The sequence below is a fragment of the Streptomyces sp. NPDC059002 genome (assembly GCF_042740435.1).
GTDB lineage: Bacteria > Actinomycetota > Actinomycetes > Streptomycetales > Streptomycetaceae > Streptomyces.
Genome location: NZ_JBHYJI010000008.1, coordinates 130,666 through 150,351, shown reverse-complemented (window position 1 = coordinate 150,351; position 19,686 = coordinate 130,666). Strand labels below are relative to the sequence as shown.

18 protein-coding genes are annotated in these 19,686 nt (G+C 72.0%); 10 read left to right on the top strand and 8 right to left on the bottom strand.

Annotated elements, in window-relative coordinates:
- Nucleotides 1-196: 196 nt before the first annotated feature.
- Nucleotides 197-1,666 (bottom strand): sigma factor-like helix-turn-helix DNA-binding protein, encoded by a 1,470-nt coding sequence (locus ACFWZ2_RS10490; protein WP_384544432.1) that lies wholly within the window; start codon nucleotides 1,664-1,666, stop codon nucleotides 197-199.
- Nucleotides 1,667-1,815: 149 nt separating this feature from the next.
- On the opposite strand from ACFWZ2_RS10490, the gene ACFWZ2_RS10485 reads away from it, so the two are divergent.
- Nucleotides 1,816-3,444 carry a DUF6350 family protein gene (locus ACFWZ2_RS10485; protein ID WP_384544430.1) on the top strand — a complete coding sequence of 543 codons (1,629 nt, stop codon included), beginning with the start codon at nucleotides 1,816-1,818 and terminating at the stop codon, nucleotides 3,442-3,444.
- A gap of 323 nt (nucleotides 3,445-3,767) precedes the next feature.
- Here the strand turns inward: ACFWZ2_RS10485 and ACFWZ2_RS10480 are convergent, their stop codons facing one another.
- Nucleotides 3,768-4,532 carry a hypothetical protein gene (locus tag ACFWZ2_RS10480; protein ID WP_384544428.1) on the bottom strand — a complete coding sequence of 255 codons (765 nt, stop codon included), beginning with the start codon at nucleotides 4,530-4,532 and terminating at the stop codon, nucleotides 3,768-3,770.
- Between the two features lie 254 nt (nucleotides 4,533-4,786).
- On the opposite strand from ACFWZ2_RS10480, the gene purN reads away from it, so the two are divergent.
- Both purN and purH read left to right on the top strand, forming a co-directional pair.
- Nucleotides 4,787-5,425 carry a phosphoribosylglycinamide formyltransferase gene (purN, locus tag ACFWZ2_RS10475; RefSeq protein WP_384544426.1) on the top strand — a complete coding sequence of 213 codons (639 nt, stop codon included), beginning with the start codon at nucleotides 4,787-4,789 and terminating at the stop codon, nucleotides 5,423-5,425.
- Nucleotides 5,422-7,002, top strand: a complete 1,581-nt coding sequence (gene purH / locus ACFWZ2_RS10470) for a bifunctional phosphoribosylaminoimidazolecarboxamide formyltransferase/IMP cyclohydrolase (RefSeq protein WP_384544424.1) — start codon at nucleotides 5,422-5,424, stop codon at nucleotides 7,000-7,002. Before purN ends, purH begins: the two co-directional genes overlap by 4 nt.
- A gap of 78 nt (nucleotides 7,003-7,080) precedes the next feature.
- On the opposite strand, the gene ACFWZ2_RS10465 is transcribed toward purH, so the two are convergent.
- The 3 genes from ACFWZ2_RS10465 to ACFWZ2_RS10455 all read right to left on the bottom strand — a co-directional run bounded on the left by ACFWZ2_RS10465 (nucleotide 7,081) and on the right by ACFWZ2_RS10455 (nucleotide 10,110).
- Entirely contained in the window at nucleotides 7,081-8,613 is a 1,533-nt protein-coding gene (locus tag ACFWZ2_RS10465) for a protein kinase (RefSeq protein ID WP_384544422.1), read from the bottom strand.
- Nucleotides 8,610-9,359: an FHA domain-containing protein gene (locus ACFWZ2_RS10460; RefSeq protein WP_384544420.1), complete on the bottom strand. Its 750-nt coding sequence runs from the start codon at nucleotides 9,357-9,359 to the stop codon at nucleotides 8,610-8,612. Before ACFWZ2_RS10460 ends, ACFWZ2_RS10465 begins: the two co-directional genes overlap by 4 nt.
- A 127-nt stretch (nucleotides 9,360-9,486) precedes the next feature.
- Entirely contained in the window at nucleotides 9,487-10,110 is a 624-nt protein-coding gene (locus ACFWZ2_RS10455; RefSeq protein WP_384544418.1) for a hypothetical protein, read from the bottom strand.
- A gap of 255 nt (nucleotides 10,111-10,365) precedes the next feature.
- Between ACFWZ2_RS10455 and ACFWZ2_RS10450 the strand changes: the two genes are divergently transcribed.
- Nucleotides 10,366-11,220, top strand: a complete 855-nt coding sequence (locus ACFWZ2_RS10450) for a bifunctional methylenetetrahydrofolate dehydrogenase/methenyltetrahydrofolate cyclohydrolase (protein ID WP_384544416.1) — start codon at nucleotides 10,366-10,368, stop codon at nucleotides 11,218-11,220.
- Between the two features lie 21 nt (nucleotides 11,221-11,241).
- Nucleotides 11,242-11,748, top strand: coding sequence for a DUF3017 domain-containing protein (locus tag ACFWZ2_RS10445; RefSeq protein WP_384544414.1), 507 nt, complete (start codon nucleotides 11,242-11,244; stop codon nucleotides 11,746-11,748).
- A 102-nt stretch (nucleotides 11,749-11,850) separates the two neighbouring features.
- On the opposite strand, the gene ACFWZ2_RS10440 is transcribed toward ACFWZ2_RS10445, so the two are convergent.
- On the bottom strand, nucleotides 11,851-12,255 hold the full coding sequence (locus tag ACFWZ2_RS10440; protein WP_384544412.1) for a peptidoglycan-binding protein: 405 nt from the start codon (nucleotides 12,253-12,255) through the stop codon (nucleotides 11,851-11,853).
- Between the two features lie 248 nt (nucleotides 12,256-12,503).
- Here ACFWZ2_RS10440 and ACFWZ2_RS10435 point away from each other — a divergent pair, with 248 nt between their 5' ends.
- On the top strand, nucleotides 12,504-13,679 hold the full coding sequence (locus ACFWZ2_RS10435; RefSeq protein ID WP_384544410.1) for a sensor histidine kinase: 1,176 nt from the start codon (nucleotides 12,504-12,506) through the stop codon (nucleotides 13,677-13,679).
- Between the two features lie 4 nt (nucleotides 13,680-13,683).
- Nucleotides 13,684-14,367 carry a response regulator gene (locus ACFWZ2_RS10430; RefSeq protein WP_384544408.1) on the top strand — a complete coding sequence of 228 codons (684 nt, stop codon included), beginning with the start codon at nucleotides 13,684-13,686 and terminating at the stop codon, nucleotides 14,365-14,367.
- A gap of 30 nt (nucleotides 14,368-14,397) precedes the next feature.
- On the opposite strand, the gene ACFWZ2_RS10425 is transcribed toward ACFWZ2_RS10430, so the two are convergent.
- The gene (locus tag ACFWZ2_RS10425) at nucleotides 14,398-14,739 is read right to left on the bottom strand and encodes a hypothetical protein (RefSeq protein WP_384544406.1); all 342 of its coding nucleotides are present in this window, start codon (nucleotides 14,737-14,739) and stop codon (nucleotides 14,398-14,400) included.
- A gap of 450 nt (nucleotides 14,740-15,189) precedes the next feature.
- On the opposite strand from ACFWZ2_RS10425, the gene ACFWZ2_RS10420 reads away from it, so the two are divergent.
- Nucleotides 15,190-15,684 carry a helix-turn-helix domain-containing protein gene (locus ACFWZ2_RS10420; RefSeq protein WP_384544404.1) on the top strand — a complete coding sequence of 165 codons (495 nt, stop codon included), beginning with the start codon at nucleotides 15,190-15,192 and terminating at the stop codon, nucleotides 15,682-15,684.
- A 105-nt stretch (nucleotides 15,685-15,789) separates the two neighbouring features.
- On the opposite strand, the gene ACFWZ2_RS10415 is transcribed toward ACFWZ2_RS10420, so the two are convergent.
- A complete protein-coding gene (locus ACFWZ2_RS10415) occupies nucleotides 15,790-16,335 on the bottom strand; it encodes a peptidoglycan-binding protein (protein ID WP_384544402.1) in 546 nt (181 codons plus the stop codon).
- 360 nt (nucleotides 16,336-16,695) lie between these two features.
- On the opposite strand from ACFWZ2_RS10415, the gene ACFWZ2_RS10410 reads away from it, so the two are divergent.
- Both ACFWZ2_RS10410 and ACFWZ2_RS10405 read left to right on the top strand, forming a co-directional pair.
- A complete protein-coding gene (locus tag ACFWZ2_RS10410) occupies nucleotides 16,696-17,907 on the top strand; it encodes a helix-turn-helix domain-containing protein (RefSeq protein ID WP_384544400.1) in 1,212 nt (403 codons plus the stop codon).
- 781 nt (nucleotides 17,908-18,688) lie between these two features.
- Entirely contained in the window at nucleotides 18,689-19,678 is a 990-nt protein-coding gene (locus ACFWZ2_RS10405; RefSeq protein WP_384544398.1) for a malate dehydrogenase, read from the top strand.
- The last annotated feature ends 8 nt before the right edge of the window (nucleotides 19,679-19,686 follow it).

Sequence of the window (19,686 nt, the reverse complement as noted above, 5' to 3'; positions counted from 1 at the left end):
GCCGCAAAGCCGCCGCCGTCGCGGCCTATGCTGGCGCGAGCGAGGCTGGGGGCCTTATCGGCCCGCGGCAATTTCGAATTAAACGGGGGCCCCCCACCTCTTGTGAGGTGCGGGCCCACTTTGTTGTTTTGTCCGCGGGAGCGTGGGGGCTTGTCGCGCAGTTCCCCGCGCCCCTTAAGGGGCGTCGCCCCCCCCGCTACTCCGCCTGCGGGAGCAAGCGTTCTGGGCCGCTGGACAGTTCTGTGCGGAGTTTGGTGCGGAGTTCTGTTTCCTCGTACGAGAGGGGGGACGGGCCCATGCGGGGTGGGATTCCGCTGATGGCCTTGCCGGGGGACTGCGGGGGCTCGTAGTGGGTGGGGGCCGTTTTCAGGGTGAGGGCCGTGGCGCCGACGATCAGGGCCGTGAAGGCGATCGCGGCGCGGGTCCAGAAGCGGGCGCGGTGTTCGCTGCCGGTGCGGACGCGTTCGGCCTGGGGGGAGCGGAGTTTCTCGGCGCGGCCCAGTTCGTCCAGGCGTCGGTGCAGTGCCTCGGGCGTCGCGAGGTCGGGCAGCTGTTCGGCGACCGCCTCGCGCGCGTGCAGTAGCCGGTTGGCCGCCGCGGGCGTGCTCGCCTCCGTCTCCGCCGCCGTCTCGGGCAGGTCGAGGCCGACGCCGTCGTAGAGCAGCAGGGTGCGGCGCTGCGCGGGCGGCAGGCTCATCAGTACGTCGAGGAACGCGCGGTCGGCGGGTTCCGCGGGCGGGGCGTCGGGGTGCCGCTGGCTGGGGCGGAGGCGGTGCCAGGGCGACATCGCGTACTCGTACGCCGCCGCGCGCACCCAGCCCGCCGGGTCACGGTCGACGGCCACCTCCGGCCAGCGCTGCCACGCCAGTTGGAACGCCCGCTCCACCGATTCCTGCGCGAGCGTCCGTCGTCCGGTCAGCAGGTACGTCTGGCGTACGAGGCCGGGGGCGCAGTGGGCGCAAAGCGCGTCGAAGGCTTGCGCCGGGGTGAGGTCGGGGTGCTCGGAGCGTTCGGAGTGTTTGGGCTCGGGGAGTGCCGCCGAGGGTGGGCTGTGGGTGTGGCCGTTCTTGGTGGCGGGGGCCGTGCCCGCCGGTACGGGGGTGCGGTGCGGGTGCGGGTGTTTGCGGGGGGCCCGGGGGGTTGCCTGCGGTTTCGCCGCGCGTTTGGCGGCGGGCTCGGGGCGGGTGCGCGAGGGGCGGTTGCCGCGGTCCGTGGGGAGCAGGGCGGCGATTTTCACGGGGTCCGGGGGGAGGGGTTGGGGCTTGGGGGTGGAGATGACGGTGGAGGTGGAGGTGGAGGTGGAGGTGGAGGTGACGGTGGGGCGCGGGCCCGGCTTGGCGGTGTTCGGCCGGGTGGGGGGTGGTTCTGTGGCTGCAGAACCGTTCCGCCGCGGTGCCGGGCGCGTGGCCTTCGGCTTCGGGGGCGTCTGTTCGGGATCGTCGGCCGTCCGGCGTACGGACCGCTCCTCCGCGATCGCGTTCAGGAGCTTCGCGTACAGCTCGCGCTTGCGGCCCCGGGGACTGGTACGGCCCGTCTCCCACGAACGCACGGTCTCCCGTGTGACACCCACCTTGGCGGCGATGTCTGCCTGGCTCAGCGACTTCGCCTCGCGCAGCCTGCGGCGTTCCTTGGGGGACGGCAGAGGCGTGGCAGGGCTCTGGGTCATCGGACTCTCCGCACCGTGGGCCGACGTGCGGCGGACTGCCGGGCGCAGCCGTTCCGCCGTACGAAAAAGTACATAAACGTATCTTGGGCGACACATCCGGTATTCGCCTGTTACGAGGAGAAAGCGCGTGTCGTTGGGAGCATGGCCGGGTGAACCGAACGACCGATGCCAGCGCCTCGTCGCCGCCCGTGAAGCCGCTGACCGAACGGGCCCGTGACCGTTCGCCCGGCCTTGCCACCTGCGTCGTCGGCGGGGCCGTCGCCGCGGGGCTCGGGCTCGGCTCGTTCGCGGTCCTCGTGATGGTCCTGTGGATCAGCTCGCCCTACCCGGACAGCGGTCCCGGCGGTGCGCTGCACGTGGCGGCCGGGCTCTGGCTGCTCGCCCACGGCACGGAGCTGATCAGGACCGACACGCTCACCGGGGTGCCCGCGCCGGTCGGCGTCACGCCGCTGCTGCTCGTCGTCCTGCCGGGGTGGCTCGTGCACCGGGCCGCGCGGGACGCCGCCGCCCCCGAAGGCCGCGGGCACGCGGTGCGGACCGCGTGGTGCGGGGTGGTCACCGGCTATCTGCTGGTCGGCGCGGCGGCCACGCTGTACGCGGCCGGGGGTGAGCTGAAGGCCTCCTGGGGCAGCGCCGCCGTCCACCTGCCGGTGCTCGCGGTGGTCGCCGCCGGGTTCGGGGTGTGGACGGCGCACGGCCGTCCCCGCGGTCCTCTTCCGCCGCCGCTGCGGCGTGCCCTCGCGGCGCTGCCCGGCGGGGTGCGGGCGCTCTACGTCCGGGCCTTCTTCGTCCGCAGGCGCGCCCTGTCCGTCGCGCGGGCCGCGGCCGCGGCGACCCTCGTGCTCGTGGGTGGTGGGGCGCTGCTCGTCGCCGTGTCCCTGGTGCTGCACATGGGGCCGGTGCAGGAGTCCTTCGCGCAGGTCACCGACGTGTGGTCGGGGCGGTTCGCGGTGCTTCTCCTTGCCCTTGTGCTCGTGCCCAACGCCGCGGTGTGGGGCGCCGCGTACGGGCTCGGGCCCGGGTTCGCCCTGGGTACGGGGACGGTGGCGGGGCCGTTGGGGGTGGGGGCGGGTCCGCTCCTTCCGCCGTTTCCGCTGCTTGCGGCGGTGCCTTCCGCGGGGCCCGGGTCGCCGCTGACCTGGGCGGTCGCGGGGGTTCCTGTGGCGGCCGGGCTCATGGTGGCGTGGTGCACGGTTCAGGTCGCGGTTCCGGCCTCCGGGGAGCGGGAGCCGGAGCAGGGGCCGGAGCGGGGTGATGTGTGGTCTCGGGGGCGGACTGCTGCGGGGGCGGGGGTGGCGGCTGTGTTGTGCGGGGTGGTGATGGCGGGGCTTGCGGGGCTTGCGGGTGGGGCGATGGGGGTGGCTGTGCTGGCCGAGTTCGGGCCGGTGTGGTGGCAGGTGGGGGTGGCGGCGGTGGGGTGGGTCGCGGTGGTGGGGGTGCCGGGGGCGGTGGGGATTCGGGCGTGGCGGTTGCGGGAGCCGAAGCCTTCTGGGGTGTGGTCTCGGGTGCGGGTGGCGGTGCCCAAGGTGCGGGTGACCGTGCCCAAGGTGCGGGTGGCCGTGCCTAGGGTGCGGTGGCCCTGGGGGGCTCGGGCCGGTGGGGAAGTGGTGGCTGTGGAGGCCGTTGTGGGGGACTCCGTGGTGGATGTGCAGGGGTTTGAGCCGTACGACTTTGGGGTGGACGCCGGGGGTGCCGGAGCTGAGGGGTGGCATGAGGATGCTCGGCGTGAGGCTCGGTGGCGGGAGTTGAAGGAGGCGGGGGAAGGGGGTGTTGAGTGAGGGCTGAGGTGCTTTCGCCTTGGGTTCGGCTGTGGGGCGGGGCCGCGGGGGTATGTGCGTACTCGCTATCCCGTGGTTGATGCCTCGGTCAGTGTTTGCCGCCAGGGTGGGGCACCGTGCTCCGTGCGCACATACCCCCACGTCCCCTCGCGAGCGTTTGCGGGTGCGGGGCGGTGGGGGTTGCTCTGCTTCTCCTGCGGGCCCGGGGGTGGGTGCGTCCCTCCCCCTTCCCTCCCGCAGGGCGGGGGCGGGTGGGTGTGCCGCCGCCTCCCCCGCCCGGCCCGGCCCAGCTCACGGAGGCGTGAGCCCGGTGCTGTGGGGAATTAGTCGTCCTCGCCCAGGAGGGGGCGCAGTTGCTTGGGGAGGAGGTCTTCGCAGGACTGCTTGGAGGCGGTGGTGAGGGCGTCGTCGACGCAGGTGTAGTAGTCCCGGTACACCAGCTGCGCGGTGAACGTCGCGGCGACCATGACGAGGGCGAGTGCGCCGGTGACCAGGCCGCTGACCGCCGCGGTCGTCTGGGGGCGGGTGCTGGTCGTGGGGTCGGCCGGCGGGGCGCCCTCGCGGGTGGCGGGGGTGGCGGGGGCCGTCGGGTCGGGGGTGCGCTGTTTGGCGCGGAGGGACTGGATGGCCCAGTTCAGCGCGAGCGCGCCGAGCAGCAGTGCGACGTACCGCCAGCCGAAGAGTGCGAAGAAGAAGGCCCACATGCCGGAGAGCAGGGCGTAGCGGGCGCGGCGCTGGGCCGGGTCCGTGGGGTCCCAGCGCAGGCCGCCGCCGGGGCCCGTGGGGCCTCCCTGGCCGGGGCCGTTCTGCTGGCCGGGGCGGTCGCCGAAGCCGCCGGGGGAGCGGCCGGGCTGCCGGTCGCTCCACTGGCTGCCCCAGGGCGAGCCGTGGCCGGAGCCCTCGCCGTCCTGCGGGGAGTCGCCCGAGGGGCGGCGCGGCTGCCAGGGCCGGTCCGGCGTTCCCTCCGGCGGCGGCGCGAAGGGATTGTCGTCGTCCTTGCCCGTTCCCTGCGGGCTCGAGCCCCGGGACTCGGGTCCCTGGGAATCGGAGTCCTGCGGTGGAGACGAAGGGCGGCTACGGTCCGGCATCAGGTGTGCGTCTTCCCCTTGGTTGGGCCGTGGAGGAGCCGTCGTGCGGCGGCTCGGCAACTCGGCATTCGTCGGTATTCAGGCGCCTTCCCCACAGACGCTACCTTCCGCGCGAGCCCCCGTCCCGTGAGGGGCGGTTCCGGGTGCCGGTATCGTTGCTGCCGGTCGGCCGCTTCGTAGGGTTCCCCGTATCGCGGGGCCCGAAGCCTTCGTACGACCATACAAAGACGCACTTTCCGAGAAAGGGCCCCGCTGTGGCCAAGAGCGCTGTGGTCGCGCGCCCCAAGCGCCTCGTCGTGCTGGTGTCCGGGTCGGGCACGAATCTGCAGGCCCTGATCGACGCCATCGACGGCGCGGGCGCGGAGCACTACGGGGCCGAGATCGTCGCCGTGGGCGCCGACCGCGACGGCATCGCGGGCCTGGAGCGGGCCGAGCGTGCCGGGGTGCCGACCTTTGTCTGCCGGGTGAAGGACCATGACACCCGTGCGGCGTGGGACGCGGCGCTCGCCGAGGCCACGGCCGCGTACGAACCGGATCTGGTGGTCTCCGCCGGGTTCATGAAGATCGTGGGGAAGGAGTTCCTCGCGCGCTTCGGCGGGCGGTTCGTGAACACCCACCCCGCGTTGCTGCCCAGTTTTCCGGGGGCCCACGGTGCGCGCGACGCGCTCGCGTACGGCGTGAAGGTCACCGGCTGCACCGTCCACTTCGTCGACGACGGCGTCGACACCGGCCCGATCATCGCCCAGGGCGTGGTCGAGGTCCGGGACGAGGACGACGAGAGCGCTCTGCACGAGCGCATCAAGGAAGTCGAGCGCACGCTGCTCGTCGATGTCGTGGGGCGTCTGGCCCGGCACGGCTACCGCATTGAGGGACGAAAGGTTCTTATCCCGTGACCGCCGAAGCTACGAACGCCACGCACGGTACGCGGCGCGCCATCAGGCGCGCGCTCGTCAGCGTCTACGACAAGACCGGACTGGAAGAGCTCGCGCGCGGGCTGCACGAGGCGGGCGTCGAGCTCGTCTCCACCGGTTCGACCGCCGCGAGGATCGCCGCCGCCGGGGTGCCCGTCACCAAGGTCGAGGAGGTCACCGGCTTCCCCGAGTGCCTGGACGGCCGGGTCAAGACGCTGCACCCGCGCGTGCACGCCGGAATCCTCGCCGACCTGCGTCTCGAGGACCACCAGCGGCAGCTGGCCGAGCTGGGTGTCGAGCCGTTCCAGCTCGTCGTCGTGAACCTGTACCCCTTCAAGGAGACCGTCGCCTCGGGCGCCACTCCCGACGAGTGCGTCGAGCAGATCGACATCGGCGGGCCCTCGATGGTGCGCGCCGCCGCCAAGAACCACCCCTCGGTCGCGGTCGTCACCGACCCGCAGCGGTACGCCGACGTGCTCGCCGCCGTCCGTGACGGCGGCTTCGACCTGACCGCGCGCAAGCGGCTCGCGGGCGAGGCGTTCCAGCACACCGCCGCGTACGACGTGGCCGTCGCGAGCTGGTTCGCGGATGGGTATGCCGCCGCCGACGAGTCCGGGTTCCCCGAGTTCCTCGGTTCGACGTACGCGCGCAAGAACGTGCTCCGTTACGGCGAGAACCCGCACCAGGGCGCCGCGCTCTACGTCGACGGCGCCGGTGGTCTCGCGGAGGCCGAGCAGCTGCACGGCAAGGAGATGTCGTACAACAACTTCACGGACACGGACGCCGCGCGCCGTGCCGCGTACGACCACGACGAGCCCTGCGTCGCGATCATCAAGCACGCCAACCCGTGCGGCATCGCGATCGGAGCGAACGTCGCCGAGGCGCACCGCAAGGCGCACGCCTGCGACCCGCTGTCCGCGTTCGGCGGGGTGATCGCGGTGAACCGCCCGGTCAGCAAGGAGATGGCGGAGCAGGTCGCCGAGATCTTCACCGAGGTCATCGTCGCGCCGGAGTACGAGGACGGTGCCCTCGCCGTGCTCACCAAGAAGAAGAACATCCGCGTGCTGCGCGCCCACCAGGCGCCGTCCAACGCGGTCGAGGTCAAGCCGATCGACGGCGGCGCGCTGCTCCAGGTCACCGACCGGCTGCAGGCCGACGGCGACCACCCGGCCAACTGGACGCTCGCCACGGGTGACGCCCTGAACGCGGGTGAGCTCGCCGAACTGGCCTTCGCGTGGAAGGCGTGCCGGGCCGTGAAGTCCAACGCCATCCTGCTCGCCAAGGACGGCGCATCGGTCGGCGTCGGCATGGGGCAGGTCAACCGCGTCGACTCCGCGAAGCTCGCCGTCGAGCGCGCGGGCGAGGAGCGGGCCCGTGGTTCGTACGCCGCGTCCGACGCGTTCTTCCCCTTCCCCGACGGCCTGGAGATCCTGACCGCGGCGGGCGTCAAGGCCGTGGTGCAGCCGGGCGGTTCGGTCCGTGACGAGCTGGTCGTGGAGGCCGCGAAGAAGGCGGGCGTCACGATGTACTTCACGGGGACGCGGCACTTCTTCCACTGAGCCGTGTCCGTGTGACGGTGGCCGCGCCCTTTCCGAGGGGGGCGCGGCCACCGGCCTTTTCGGCGGTCGCGGGTGCGGTCAACCGGGCCTCGGCGTGTACTCCTTGACGTGGTGGTCGACGCGTTCGGCGTGGGCGCGGTACTTCGCGGGGGACGCGCCGGTGCGGTTCACGACGTCGGCGGAGGTGCGGTACGCGGCCGCGATCAGTTCGGCGCGGGTGCCTTCGAGCCGGTCGGGGCCGTACAGACGGCGGGCGATGTCGCAGGTGCAGCGGCCGACCGAGGGGATCGACACGGCGGGCGGGAAGGGCGGCTTGAGGTCCTTGATGCGCTGGGTGCGCTTCTTCGGGTCGATCCAGTACCACAGCACGCTCGGGGTCCAGCGGGCGATGCCGTACTCGTCGTGGGCCCGGTCGGCGAGGTTCGGGTCGAAGTCGCTCTCGACCTTCAGGATGGCCGCGATCAGGGCCGGGGTGACGTCCTTCTCCTCGCAGTCGTGCGCGGAGTCGACGATCAGTTCGCGGTAGGCCGTCGGGACGCCCCGGTCGGTGCGGAGTTCGTCGGCCCCGTAGGTCGCCGGGTCGATCGGGTCTTCCTTGTCGCGCAGGGCGAGCGCGCCGCCCGTCGCGAGGAGGGCGACCGCGAGCACGCCCGCCGTGAGCGGCAGGGGGCGTACGCGGCGCGGGCGCAGGCGGGGGAGTTTCGGGGAGCGGGACGAGCCCGCCGCCCGCTCCGCGCGCCGCAGCAGCGCCTCCGTGCCGTGCGCGGCGCGTGCCTCGTGGGTCGGGGCGAGGCAGTCGGTGACGATCTGCCGCCATGCGTCGGGGAGTTCGGGGGACAGGCGTAGTTCGTCGGTGCCGCGGGCGTAGCGGATCGTGGCGTCCCTGCGGGCCGACGGGGTGCCGCCGGGGAGCGGGAAGGTGCCGGTGAGGGTCTGGTGGGCGAGGACGCCGAAGGCCCAGGTGTCGGCGGTGGGGCGGATCTGGCGGCCGCGTTCGCCTATCTCGGACCAGAGGAGTTCGGGCGGGGTGTAGTCGGGGGTGGCGAAGGCGGGCGTGTAGGCGTGCGTGCCTTCCAGTTCGGCGGCCATGTTGAAGTCGGTCAGGCGCACCGAACCGTCCTTCATCAGCAGGACGTTGGCGGGCTTGAGGTCGCCGTGCACCCAGCCCGCCTCGTGCAGCTGGTGCAGCCCCTCGCAGACCTGCGCGAGCAGCGCGGGCCCCGCGGGATGCGGCTCGGGCAGGTCGAGCAGGGCGGCGAGGGAGCCTTCCGCCCTTTCCAGTACGAGGACGGTGGCGCCGTCGAGCGCGGGATGCGCCGGGTCGTCCACCGTCAGCGTCTCGTACAGCCTGACCAGGCGGGGCCGCTGCACTCTGCGCAGCAACTCCACTTCGCGGACCGCCAGTTCGCGCAGATGGGTCAGTTGGCGCGGGGTGCGCAGGCCGGTCGGCAGGAACTTCAGCGCGGCGGTCCCCGGCAGGCCGTCGGCGGGGGTGGCGCGCCGTACGGCGTAGACGCTGCCGAACGCGCCGGTCGCGAGGGGCTCGCGCACGCTCCACGCGCCGACGCGGTAGCCCTTGGGCACCTCGACGGCGTAGCTGTCGCCGGTCATCGGCGCAGCCCGCTCCGGGGCGCCGCGAGTACCACCAGGTCGTCCTCGCGCACGAGGTCGAAGCGGAGCGCGAGCGAGACCAGGGACTCCTTCTTGCCGTTCAGGCGCGGTCCCGGATCCGCCGCCTCCGGGGCGGGCTTGAGGCGCAGCTTGACCGCCAGGTAGTCGATGTTCCACTGCACGGTGGCGCGGCTCGCCGACGGCCAGCCGGGGCGCAGCCGCTCCGCGACCTGGTCGACGGTGGGCAGCGGCGCGTGCGGGGCGCCGCGCAGCCGTGGTTCGCACAGGGCGGCGAGCACCGCGAAGTACCGCTTGGTGCGGTCGACGGAGAAGGACGGGCGGGTGGTCGCGCCCGCCGTGCCGGGGCCGTCCCGCAGGACGTCGTGGCGCGGCGCCCACATCTCGAAGTGCAGCAGGTCACCGGCGGCGGGCAGGACGGCCCTGGAGAACTCGAAGGGCACCGGGGCGTCCAGGCGCCCCGGGCCGACCTTGATGTGCTCGCCCGCGCCTTCCGGGTTCTCCACCACGTACGTCTGGTGGGCGCTGAGGTTGCTCAGGATCCAGAAGGCGCCCTGCGCGGTGATCTCGCCCGCGGTGCGGGAGACCCCTTCGTGGTCGATGCGCAGGTCGTTGTGTTCGGCGGCCCTGCCGAAGGCGAGCCGGTCGCCGGGGCCGAGCCGGAACGGGGATGCGGGGCCGCCCGGTGCGTCCGGCGGTCCTGGCGGCACGACGATGATGCTGTACAAGGCTCCGTCCCCCGTTCTTCGCAGCCGTTACGCCGCACACGATAGGGGGACGAGTAAGGGCCGTAACCCTCCTTCACAGGAGAGGTACGACCCTTGGCGGTGAATGGCGCAAAGACGCCCGACTCGCTCAGTAGCGCGGGCGGTTGAACCACGCGGTGCCGCTCGGCACGACCGGGGCGATCGTGATGATGACGGCGAAGACGACCCAGATGAGCGGGCCGATGATGGCGGTCGCGAAACCGGAGTCGAGGCCGATGAAGAGACCGATGAGGCCGACGACGCCGCCCAGCGCGCCGTACACGACGGTGGTGATCCGTACGCCCTGGCCGCCGCGGCCGAACTTCACGCCCAGCGTGATCGACAGGGCGGCGAGGCCCGCGGCGATGAGCGCGATGACGACGAAGACGCCGGCGGCCGCGTCACCGAAGTCGCCCGCGTCGTTGAACCCGAACTCGTCGGCGCTGTCGGAGACGTCGTTGGCGATCGCGGCGCCGTAGAGGTAGCCGATGGCCGCCAGGATCTGCACCGCGGAGATCAGGAAGAGGAAGACGCGCGCGGTGACCAGGAGTCCCGGCATCGACTGCTGCATCATGTTGCCGCCCGGGTAGCCGGGGTAGGCGGGCTGCTGGGGGTAGCCGTAGCCCTGCGGGGGAACGCCGGGCGGGCCCTGCTGGGGGTAGCCGTACCCGGGAGCGGCCGGGGGCTGCTGGGGCGGCTGCCCGTATGGGTTGTTCGGGTCGCCGTAACTCATGGCGGTCTTCCTCCGTCGGGTAGTGCTGGGGACGACGCGGCGCACCACGGAGGAAGTTCTACAGATGCGGTCCGTCCCCCCGACACTGCCCGCGGCACTGTGCCGCATATCGTTCTTTAGCCATGGCTTATTTGTCCAGCCGCATTCCGTATGTGTTGTGCAAGTGCAACCTCGCTGATCAGCGGCGCAACGGCGGTGGGGCCGGGGGAGTGCCCTGATTGGTACCGGGCGGGGCTCATCCGGGAAGATGGGGGCATGACCGCCCAGATTCTCGATGGCAAGGCCACCGCAGCCGCGATCAAGTCCGAACTGACCGCCCGCGTGGCGGCCCTGAAGGAGAAGGGCGTCACGCCCGGACTCGGTACCGTCCTGGTCGGCGACGACCCGGGCAGCCAGAAGTACGTCGCGGGCAAGCACCGTGACTGCGCGCAGGTGGGCATCGCCTCCATCCAGCGCGAACTGCCCGCCACCGCCTCCCAGGAGGAGATCGAGGCGGTCGTCCGCGAGCTCAACGAGGACCCGGCCTGCACCGGCTACATCGTCCAGCTCCCGCTGCCCAAGGGCATCGACGAGAACCGCGTCCTGGAACTCATGGACCCGGGCAAGGACGCCGACGGCCTGCACCCGATGAACCTCGGCCGTCTCGTCCTGGACGAGCCGGCGCCGCTGCCCTGCACGCCGTACGGCATCATCCGGCTGCTCCGGCAGCACGACGTGGAGATCAAGGGCGCCGAGGTCGTCGTCGTCGGCCGCGGCGTGACCATCGGCCGGCCCATGCCGCTCCTGCTCACCCGCAAGTCCGAGAACGCCACCGTCACGCAGTGTCACACCGGCACCCGTGACCTGGCCGCGCACCTGAGGCGGGCCGACATCATCGTCGCCGCGGCGGGCGTGCCGCATCTGATCAAGCCCGAGGACGTGAAGCCGGGCGCCGCCGTCCTGGACGTCGGTGTCTCGCGCGACGAGAACGGCAAGATCGTCGGCGATGTCCACCCGGGCGTCGCCGAGGTCGCCGGGTGGATCTCCCCGAACCCGGGCGGCGTGGGCCCGATGACCCGCGCCCAGCTCCTCGTGAACGTCGTCGAGGCGGCCGAACGCGCCGCGGGCTGACCGGGAAAGGGACGAGGCGCCATGAGTGCAGGATCTGACCCGGGGCGGGTTCCGGGGGACGCACGGGCCAAGGGCGCGGTCAGCGCGCCGGGGCCGGACGGGCGGGCGCGGAAGGTGTCGCGCCGCTTCCCGCGCGGGGGGTCTGGGGGGAATCCCCCCGGAAAATACAGCACGCGGGACACCGCGCGGCCCGAGGGCGGCGGCCGGGCGGCGCCCGGCGACGCGCCCGCACCGGCCCGGCAGTGGCCGCTGCTCAGCGTGGTCTGCACGGTCGGGCTCGGGCTGCTGCTCACCGCGCTCGACGTGTTCCGCTTCGGCACGATACTGGTCGGTCTCGCGCTCATCGGCGGCGCCGTGCTGCGCTGGATGCTGCCGGACGTGGGGATGCTCGCGGTGCGCTCGCGGTTCACGGACATGGTCACGTACGGCGTGCTCGGTGTCGCGATCGTGCTGCTCGCGATGATGGCGCAGCCGAAGCCGTGGGTGGAGATTCCGTTCCTGGACGACACGTTGCACTACACGATCTGAGCCGGTGTCCGGCGCGGGGCGCCGCGCACGCGTGACGGTGGCCCGTCCTTCCCCCGGGTAGGACGGGCCACCGTCGTTCAGGCGGCTGTTGCGGCGGCCGCGCTACTTGGCGCGCAGCGCCTTCCAGGTCTTCGGGCCGACGATGCCGTCGGGCGTGTTGTCACCCATGTAGTTCTTCTGGAACCACTTGACGGCGGAGCGGGTGTTCTTGCCGAACTGGCCGTCGACCTTCAGGTAGCCGTAGTCCGTCGTCTGCTTGATGAGGTCCTGGATCTCCATCACGCCCTTGCCGCTGTCTCCGTAGTCGGCGTAGTCGTTCCTCGTGGTGTGTCCGCAGTACAGACCGACGCCGTTCTTGTAGTGGCACTCGAAGGCCAGGGTGGTGCTGGAGCCGGAAGTGCGGGTCTGCGGTGCGTCGGCGAAGGCGGCGGCCGCCGGGCCGAGCACGAGCCCGCTGCCGAGGGCCACGGTCGCCGAGGCGAGAGCGAGACGCTTGCGTGTGATCATGATGTTCCTTTCGTGGCCACGGGCCGGGTCCCCCCGTTGGGTCCCCCGTCGGTCCGTGGTCCGAAGGCGCCGGTGGTCGGTCGGCGCCGTGGTGCTGGACACGAAATTACGGACCTGCCCAACGGGCGTCGTCCCACGTCGGGTTGAGGTTCTGGTCACCCTGCGCGGTAGCCGCGCGGTTCCTACAACTTTCGCGGTACCGCCGCTGGTTGACGTTCCACCGCCCGAACGCGGGCTACGCTGCGGCGATGCGGATCCGCCCCCTCGTCGTCGACGCGCTCATCGCGGTCGCCCTGACCACGGTGGCCGTGCTGCTCGGGCAGGAGTCCGTGAAGCAGGGCTGGCCCGAACTCGACGCCAGGGGCTATGTGTGGGTGGCCCTCGCCTGTCTGCCGGTCGTCTTCCGCAGCAGGGCGCCGCTCACGGTGCTGCTCGCCGTGCATCTGGCCTGCATCGTGTACGTCACCGAGGGCTACTGGCCCGTCGTGACCAGCTTCGGGCCGATGATCGCCGTCTATACGGTCGCGTCCCTGCGGCCCGTCCGGATCTCGCTGCCCTGCGCGGGACTGATGTGCGCCGTCTGGATCTACGCCGGGCTGATCAGCGAGGACGCCGTGATGGCGTCCGTCGTCGGCCAGGCCGTCGGCTTCGCGCTCGTGCTGTGGCGCTTCGGCTACGTCGCCCGCCAATCGGCCGAACTGGCCCGGCAGTTGAAGCGCGAGCAGGACGAGCGGGCCCGGCGCGAGGTCGCCGAGGAGCGCGGCCGGATCGCCCGCGAACTGCACGACGTGGTCGCCCACCACATGTCGGTGATATCCGTGCAGGCGGGCCTCGCGCGGTTCGTCTTCACCTCCGACCCCGGCACGGCGCACGCCGCGCTCGGCACCATCTCGGGGACCAGCGGCGAGGCCCTCGAAGAGCTGCGCCGCATGCTGCGCGTGCTGCGCTCCGAGGACGGCGACGACGGGTCCGACGCCCCCGAGGCGCCCATGCCGGGCCTGGCCCGCCTCGCGGAGATGGTGGAGCGGGTGGGCGCGGGGGGAGTCCCCGTCGAACTGCGCGTCACCGGCACGCCCCGGGCCGTCGCGCCCGGTGTCGAACTCTGCGCGTACCGCGTGGTCCAGGAGGCGCTGACCAACGTCCTGAAGCACGCCCGAGGCGCCGAGGCGACCGTCGAACTCGTCTACCGGCGCCACCACATCGAGGTGGCCGTCACCAACACCGCGCCGTCCGGCGGAGAGGGGGGGATTCCGGACAGAGTACGCGCCGGTAGCGGGCATGGCTTGCTTGGGATGCGGGAGCGGGCCAAGCTCTACGGCGGGACGATCAGCATCGGCCCGCTGAGCGAGGGAGGGTTCGCCGTGCGACTCACCCTGCCGACCTCGGCGCGGGCCGCAGCGCAGGGGGACGACGCTACGGAATGACCGGATGACCGGCTGCATCAAGGTGCTCGTCGTCGACGACCAGTTCCTCATCCGCGCGGGCCTGGTGGGGCTCCTCCGTGCCGCGCCCGGCATCGAGGTCGTCGGTGAGGCGGGCGACGGCGCGGAAGCGGTCGAACTCGCCGCGCAGACCCGGCCCGACGTGATCCTGATGGACATCAGGATGCCGGGCATGAGCGGCATCGCCGCGACCGCGGAGATCCTCGCGCAGGCCCCCGAACCGGCCCCGCGGGTCCTGGTGCTGACCACCTTCGACCTCGACGAGTACGTGTACGGGGCGCTGCGCGCGGGAGCCTCCGGGTTCCTGCTCAAGGACTCCGGGCCCGAGCGGCTGCTCGCCGCGGTGGCCGCGGTCGGCGGCGGTGACGCGCTCTTCGCGCCCAGCGTGACCCGCCGCCTCGTCGAGGCGTTCGCGCGGCAGACGGCGGGCACCGGCGACTCGGGCGGTGAACCGCCGCCGGATCTGGAGGCGTTGACCCTGCGCGAGATCGAGGTCCTGAAACTGATCGCGCGCGGCCTGACCAACGCGGAGATCGCCGAGCGCCTCTACATCAGCGAGGCCACCGTCAAGACGCACCTCAACCGCACGATGAGCAAGCTCGACCTGGACAGCAGGGCGCAGGCCGTCGTGGTGGCGTACGAGACGGGGCTTGTGACGCCCGGGAGTTGAGGGCGGTGCGGGGTGCCGTGCGGCGGTGGGTCAGCAGGTGACGACCTTGCCGTAGGAGCCGCGGCCCCAGTTCCACTCCCACTGCTCGCCGTGCTGGTACGTGAGGCACGGCGAGTCGCTGCCCCAGTCGATGACGACCTTCAGATGCATGGCCCGGCCGCAGAGATTGGTCACTTTCACGTACTTCCTGTGCTTGATGACGTCCCGCTTCACGCAGTCCGGGGCCGTGCCCCGAATTGCGGCCGGAGCGGCTGCCGTCGGGGTGGTCGCCTTCGGTGTGGCCGCCGGTGCCGCGGGGGCCGTCGCGATGCCGGTGCCGAGGAGGGCGGAGGCGGCGAGGATGCCGCCGGCGATGCGCGTGCCGTACGCCATGTCCGGTTCCCTTCGTGAGGTGCGTTCCGTTGCCTCACAGACTCTGCCGATCACCGGCGGTCCCGAGCCGGAGAACGCGGCCGGGGCGCGCCTCTTCGACCCTTTCGTGGGAAGCGGCGCCCGGTGCGGCATGAGGGGGCGACCTGCGGGGGACAGCGCGAGGCGGCGCCCGTCCTCTCCCCCGTGGGAGGACGAGCGCCGCCGTTCAGGAGGCCGGTTCCGGTGGGAATCGGCCGATGTAAGCGGTGCGTTCCGCTCGGGATCCAGCGTCATGGACCCGCCAACCGCGTTCAAGGGATGGCCGGTCCCTGTGGCACGGAGGTGACCATTCCGCAACGGTGTGCGGGGCGTGCAACGGCCCTGGTCCGAACTCTGTGACGGAGCCGGAAGGAACCAATCGCGGTTCGGCCGCCGTCACTTCGGCAAAGCGGGTCGCGCTGGGGGGTGCGCATGGGTACTGGCTGGCAGCCGCTGCCGGAGGGGCTCCCGCCTGAGGTGCTGCACTTCGTGGAGCAGCTGCGGCTGCTCAAGGACCGGACGGGGCTCAGCCTCGTCGCGCTCGGGGAGCGGACCGCGTACAGCAAGTCCTCCTGGCAGCGCTATCTCAACGCCCAGCAGCCACCGCCCCGGCAGGCCGTCGCCGCGCTGTGCCGGGTGGCGGGCGCCGACTGCGAACTCCTCGGTGTGCGCTGGGAGTTGGCCGTCCGGGCCTGGCCGCGGGGCGGGGTGGAGGCCCAGGGCGTCGTACGGGATGAGGTGCCCCGGCGCGAGGGGGGCGGTGAGGAGCCCACCCTGCCCTGGTGGGAACTGCCTGCCCCGGCGGAGCCGGGCGCACCGCCGCGCGGCGGTGCGGTGCGGTCCCTGCCCTGGCGGCTCGTCGCCTGTGGCGCGTTCGTCGTCATCGGCGTGCTGCTCGTCGGGCTGCTGTGGGTCCTTGCGCGGTGAGGCGCGGCGAGGTGGGGGGTGTGAGGCGGGCGCGGGCGGGGGACCGTCGACGGGCGCGACGGTCCCCCTGGGGGTGGCTCCTGTGGTGCTCGTGCGGAGCGGTGATCAGCTGCGCCAGTCGTACGACGCCTGCTTCCACTGGCCGTACACCTTCACGTAGTACGTGCCGTTGATCCGCTTGAACGTGACGTTGTGGTTGTAGCCGCTGTACGTCACCGAGCCGCTGTTGCTCGGGCCGTCGAGGAAGTCGTCGGCGGCGCCGAACGTCTCCTTGCCCGCGATGCCGTCGACGTCCTCCAGGTCCTCGTTCTGCTGCCAGTAGCGGGTCGCCGACTCGGTCTTCTTGCCGAAGCGGCCGTCGATGTCCCACTTCGTGAACGCGTGCCGCTGGCCGTTGCTGTCCTTCCACTTCGCCCCGTCCGCGTACAGGACGGACTGCCACAGCCGGGTGGCGTTGCTGTCGGAGTGGCTCCACCGCGAGAGGTCGCCCTCGTCGCCCCAGTCGTTGTACGCGGCGCCCTTGCCGTCCACGACGTGCGGGCTTGTCGCCTGCGCCAGCGACGCGGTCCCGCCCAGTGCGATGCCGGCCCCCGCCGTCACGGCCACCGCCGTCATGAGCAGCCGCTTCGACCTGCTCCTGGTATTGCGCATCTGATCCCCCTAGTGGTGCGCTGACTGTCTCGATCCTGACGTGCCGCGAGCCACGGAAAAAGGGTCAACTCCCGCAATCGGGAAGCTTTGGGACGTCCCGGGCCGCTAGCAGGGGTTCCGCACCGTGGGGCGGGACGGCGGTGGGACACTGGTCCACGGACCGCGGGGCCGCGGGGCCGGAACACGGGTCGCAGAGGGTGCGACGGTGCACGCCAGTGGCCCGAAGTGCTCCCGTGCGCCCCCACTCCGGGAACTGACATCCTGGCTTTGCGCATCCCTCTGGGTAGTCCAGAACGGGATGACGGCAAGGTGCACGAGCGGGGGCAGGACAGGCACGTACGGGGGGAATAGGGGGAGCACATGCCTCGTTGGAAGGCGCTACCGGACGAGCTCGACCCGGAGGTCAGGGAGTTCGCCAACCAGTTGCGCAGGCTCGTCGACCGCAGCGGTCTGAGCATCGCGGCCGTGTCGGACAGGACCGGCTACAGCAAGACGTCGTGGGAGCGCTATCTGAACGGGCGGCTGCTCGCGCCGAAGGGTGCGATCGTCGCGCTGGCCGAGGTGACCGGGACGCCGCCCGTGCACCTCATCACCATGTGGGAGCTCGCGGAGCGCGCCTGGAGCCGCTCCGAGATGCGGCACGACATGACCATGCAGGCGATCCGGATCTCCCAGGCGCGGGCCGCGCTCGGGGAGTTGGGGCCGCATCCGACCAAGGCGCCGAAGGCGCCGAAGACGCCCAAGGGCGGGGGCGGGAGTGGCGCGGCGCGCAATGGGGCCGGGGGGCTCGGGAGCGCGACCGGGATCGCCGGTCCTGCGGGGGTGTCGCCGACGGTGCCGCCCGTCGCCTCGCCGACTGTGCCGCCTCAGGGGGCGGCTCAGGGGTCTCCGCAGGGGTCTCCTCAGGGGGCTTATGGGGCTTCTTCCTCTTCGTACGGGGATGTCTCCGCGTCGGCCTTTGGTGTTGGTGTTGGTGTTGGTGGGGGTGGGCGGGGGGCCTCTGCTCCTGCCGGTGCCGGTGCCGGTGCCGGTGGTGTGGGGGGTCCTTCGGGTGCCGATCCGTCTCCGGACGGGCAGCGGCGGCGTCGGAAGCTGACCATGTTCCTTGCGGGGGTCGTCGGTGCGCTCGTCGTCATAGCGGCGGCGGTTCTGCTGACGCGCGGCGGTGACGACAAGGGCGACGACGCGAAGCCGACGGTCGCGCCGACCACCAGCGATGCGAATCTGCCCGCGGGGGTCGAGTGCAGCGGCAAGGACTGTGCGGGCAAGGATCCCGAGAACATGGGGTGCGGCGGGGAGTTGGCCAAGACGACGTCGCGGGCCACGATCGGCAAGACGCTCGTCGAGGTGCGGTACAGCAAGGTGTGCGGGGCCGCGTGGGCGCGGATCACGCAGGCGGCGCCGGGGGACGAGGTGACGATCACCGGGTCGGGCGGGGGAGCCGGGGCCAAGCAGAACGGCACGGTGGACGAGGACTTCGACGCGTATACGCCGATGGTGGCGGCTGAGAGCGGTACGGCGGCGAAGGCTTGCGCGACGCTGAGGTCTGGGCGGACGGGGTGCACGGGGTAGGCGTCGTCGTCTGCGCTTTCGCCTGCGCTTTCGCCTTGGGTTCGGCTGTGGGGCGGGGCCGCGGGGGTATGTGCGTACTCGCTATCCCGTGGTTTGTGCCTCCGTCAGTGTTTGCCGTCAGGGTGGGTCGAGGTGCTCCGTGCGCACATACCCCCACGTCCCCTCGCGAGCGTTTGCGGGTGCCGGGCGGTGGGGGTTGCTCTGCTTCTCCTGCGGGCCCGGGGGTGGGTGAGTCCCTCCCCCTTCCCTCCCGCAGGCCGGGGGTGCGTGGGGGATGCCGCCACCTCCCCCACCCACCCCAGCGCCGCCGGAGGCCGCGCCGCCGCCGCTGTGGGCAATCGTGCCGCTGGGCGGCACGGGTGGGCACAGCCCACGTCGCCGGTGGTCGCGAACGGAGGCGTAAGCCCGGTGCAGGCGGACTGACCTGCGGGGGAGGTGTGGGGGGGGAAAAAGGCGGGGGCGGAGGGGAATGACCCGTCCCCCGGAGGGCAGGCGCACCGTACCCCCACGGGAGTGGTCACACCCCCACGGCGGCCGCCACACTCCCTCTCCCGAGGTGGCGGCCGCCCCCGGGGGTGAGCTGTGGGCCGGGCCACACCGACCCGGGGGCCAGGGGTGGTCGGGGCGCGATAGCCTGACGGCGGATCTCTCTTGATGCCAAGAGATCGATCATCGAGAGGCGATCGAGGACTCGACGAGGCGTCGGCGGGGATCCAGGAACCAGGGGATCCACGTACGAAGGACAGGGACCCCCACCGCCAGCTGTCTTACGGAGATCGCCATGACCCGCACTCCCGTGAATGTCACCGTCACCGGCGCGGCCGGCCAGATCGGCTACGCGCTGCTCTTCCGCATCGCCTCGGGCCACCTGCTCGGCGCGGACGTGCCGGTCAACCTGCGCCTTCTTGAGATCACGCCGGCGCTGAAGGCCGCCGAGGGCACCGCCATGGAGCTCGACGACTGCGCCTTCCCGCTGCTGAACTCGATCGAGATCAGCGACGACCCGAATGTCGCGTTCGATGGCGCCAATGTCGCCCTCCTCGTCGGCGCCCGGCCCCGCACCAAGGGCATGGAGCGCGGTGACCTCCTGGAGGCCAACGGCGGCATCTTCAAGCCGCAGGGCAAGGCCATCAACGACCACGCCGCGGACGACATCAAGGTGCTGGTGGTCGGTAACCCGGCCAACACCAACGCGCTCATCGCGCAGGCCGCCGCTCCGGACGTACCGGCCGAGCGCTTCACCGCGATGACCCGCCTGGACCACAACCGCGCCCTGTCGCAGCTCGCGAAGAAGACCGGTTCGTCGGTCGCCGACATCAAGCGGCTCACCATCTGGGGCAACCACTCGGCCACCCAGTACCCGGACGTCTTCCACGCGGAGATCGCGGGCAAGAACGCCGCCGAGGTCGTGAACGACCAGGCCTGGCTCGCCGACGAGTTCATCCCGACCGTCGCCAAGCGCGGTGCCGCGATCATCGAGGCCCGTGGTGCCTCGTCGGCCGCCTCCGCCGCCAACGCCGCCATCGACCACGTCCACACGTGGGTCAACGGCACCGCCGAGGGCGACTGGACCTCGATGGGTATCCCGTCGGACGGTTCGTACGGGGTTCCGGAGGGGCTTATTTCGTCCTTCCCCGTCACCACCAAGGACGGCAAGTACGAGATCGTCCAGGGCCTTGAGATCAACGAGTTCTCGCGTGCGCGCATCGATGCGTCCGTCAAGGAGCTCGCCGAGGAGCGCGAGGCCGTGCGCGGTCTCGGCCTCATCTGAGCCGAACT

Bases quoted from the DNA above. Each gene is read 5' to 3' on its own strand.
- ACFWZ2_RS10490 (WP_384544432.1), bottom strand. From the start codon at position 1,666: ATGACCCAGAGCCCTGCCACGCCTCTGCCGTCCCCCAAGGAACGCCGC.
- ACFWZ2_RS10480 (WP_384544428.1), bottom strand. From the start codon at position 4,532: ATGCCGGACCGTAGCCGCCCTTCGTCTCCACCGCAGGACTCCGATTCC.
- ACFWZ2_RS10465 (WP_384544422.1), bottom strand. From the start codon at position 8,613: ATGACCGGCGACAGCTACGCCGTCGAGGTGCCCAAGGGCTACCGCGTC.
- ACFWZ2_RS10455 (WP_384544418.1), bottom strand. From the start codon at position 10,110: ATGAGTTACGGCGACCCGAACAACCCATACGGGCAGCCGCCCCAGCAG.
- ACFWZ2_RS10450 (WP_384544416.1), top strand. From the start codon at position 10,366: ATGACCGCCCAGATTCTCGATGGCAAGGCCACCGCAGCCGCGATCAAG.
- ACFWZ2_RS10445 (WP_384544414.1), top strand. From the start codon at position 11,242: ATGAGTGCAGGATCTGACCCGGGGCGGGTTCCGGGGGACGCACGGGCC.
- ACFWZ2_RS10440 (WP_384544412.1), bottom strand. From the start codon at position 12,255: ATGATCACACGCAAGCGTCTCGCTCTCGCCTCGGCGACCGTGGCCCTC.
- ACFWZ2_RS10435 (WP_384544410.1), top strand. From the start codon at position 12,504: ATGCGGATCCGCCCCCTCGTCGTCGACGCGCTCATCGCGGTCGCCCTG.
- ACFWZ2_RS10430 (WP_384544408.1), top strand. From the start codon at position 13,684: ATGACCGGCTGCATCAAGGTGCTCGTCGTCGACGACCAGTTCCTCATC.
- ACFWZ2_RS10425 (WP_384544406.1), bottom strand. From the start codon at position 14,739: ATGGCGTACGGCACGCGCATCGCCGGCGGCATCCTCGCCGCCTCCGCC.
- ACFWZ2_RS10420 (WP_384544404.1), top strand. From the start codon at position 15,190: ATGGGTACTGGCTGGCAGCCGCTGCCGGAGGGGCTCCCGCCTGAGGTG.
- ACFWZ2_RS10415 (WP_384544402.1), bottom strand. From the start codon at position 16,335: ATGCGCAATACCAGGAGCAGGTCGAAGCGGCTGCTCATGACGGCGGTG.
- ACFWZ2_RS10410 (WP_384544400.1), top strand. From the start codon at position 16,696: ATGCCTCGTTGGAAGGCGCTACCGGACGAGCTCGACCCGGAGGTCAGG.
- ACFWZ2_RS10405 (WP_384544398.1), top strand. From the start codon at position 18,689: ATGACCCGCACTCCCGTGAATGTCACCGTCACCGGCGCGGCCGGCCAG.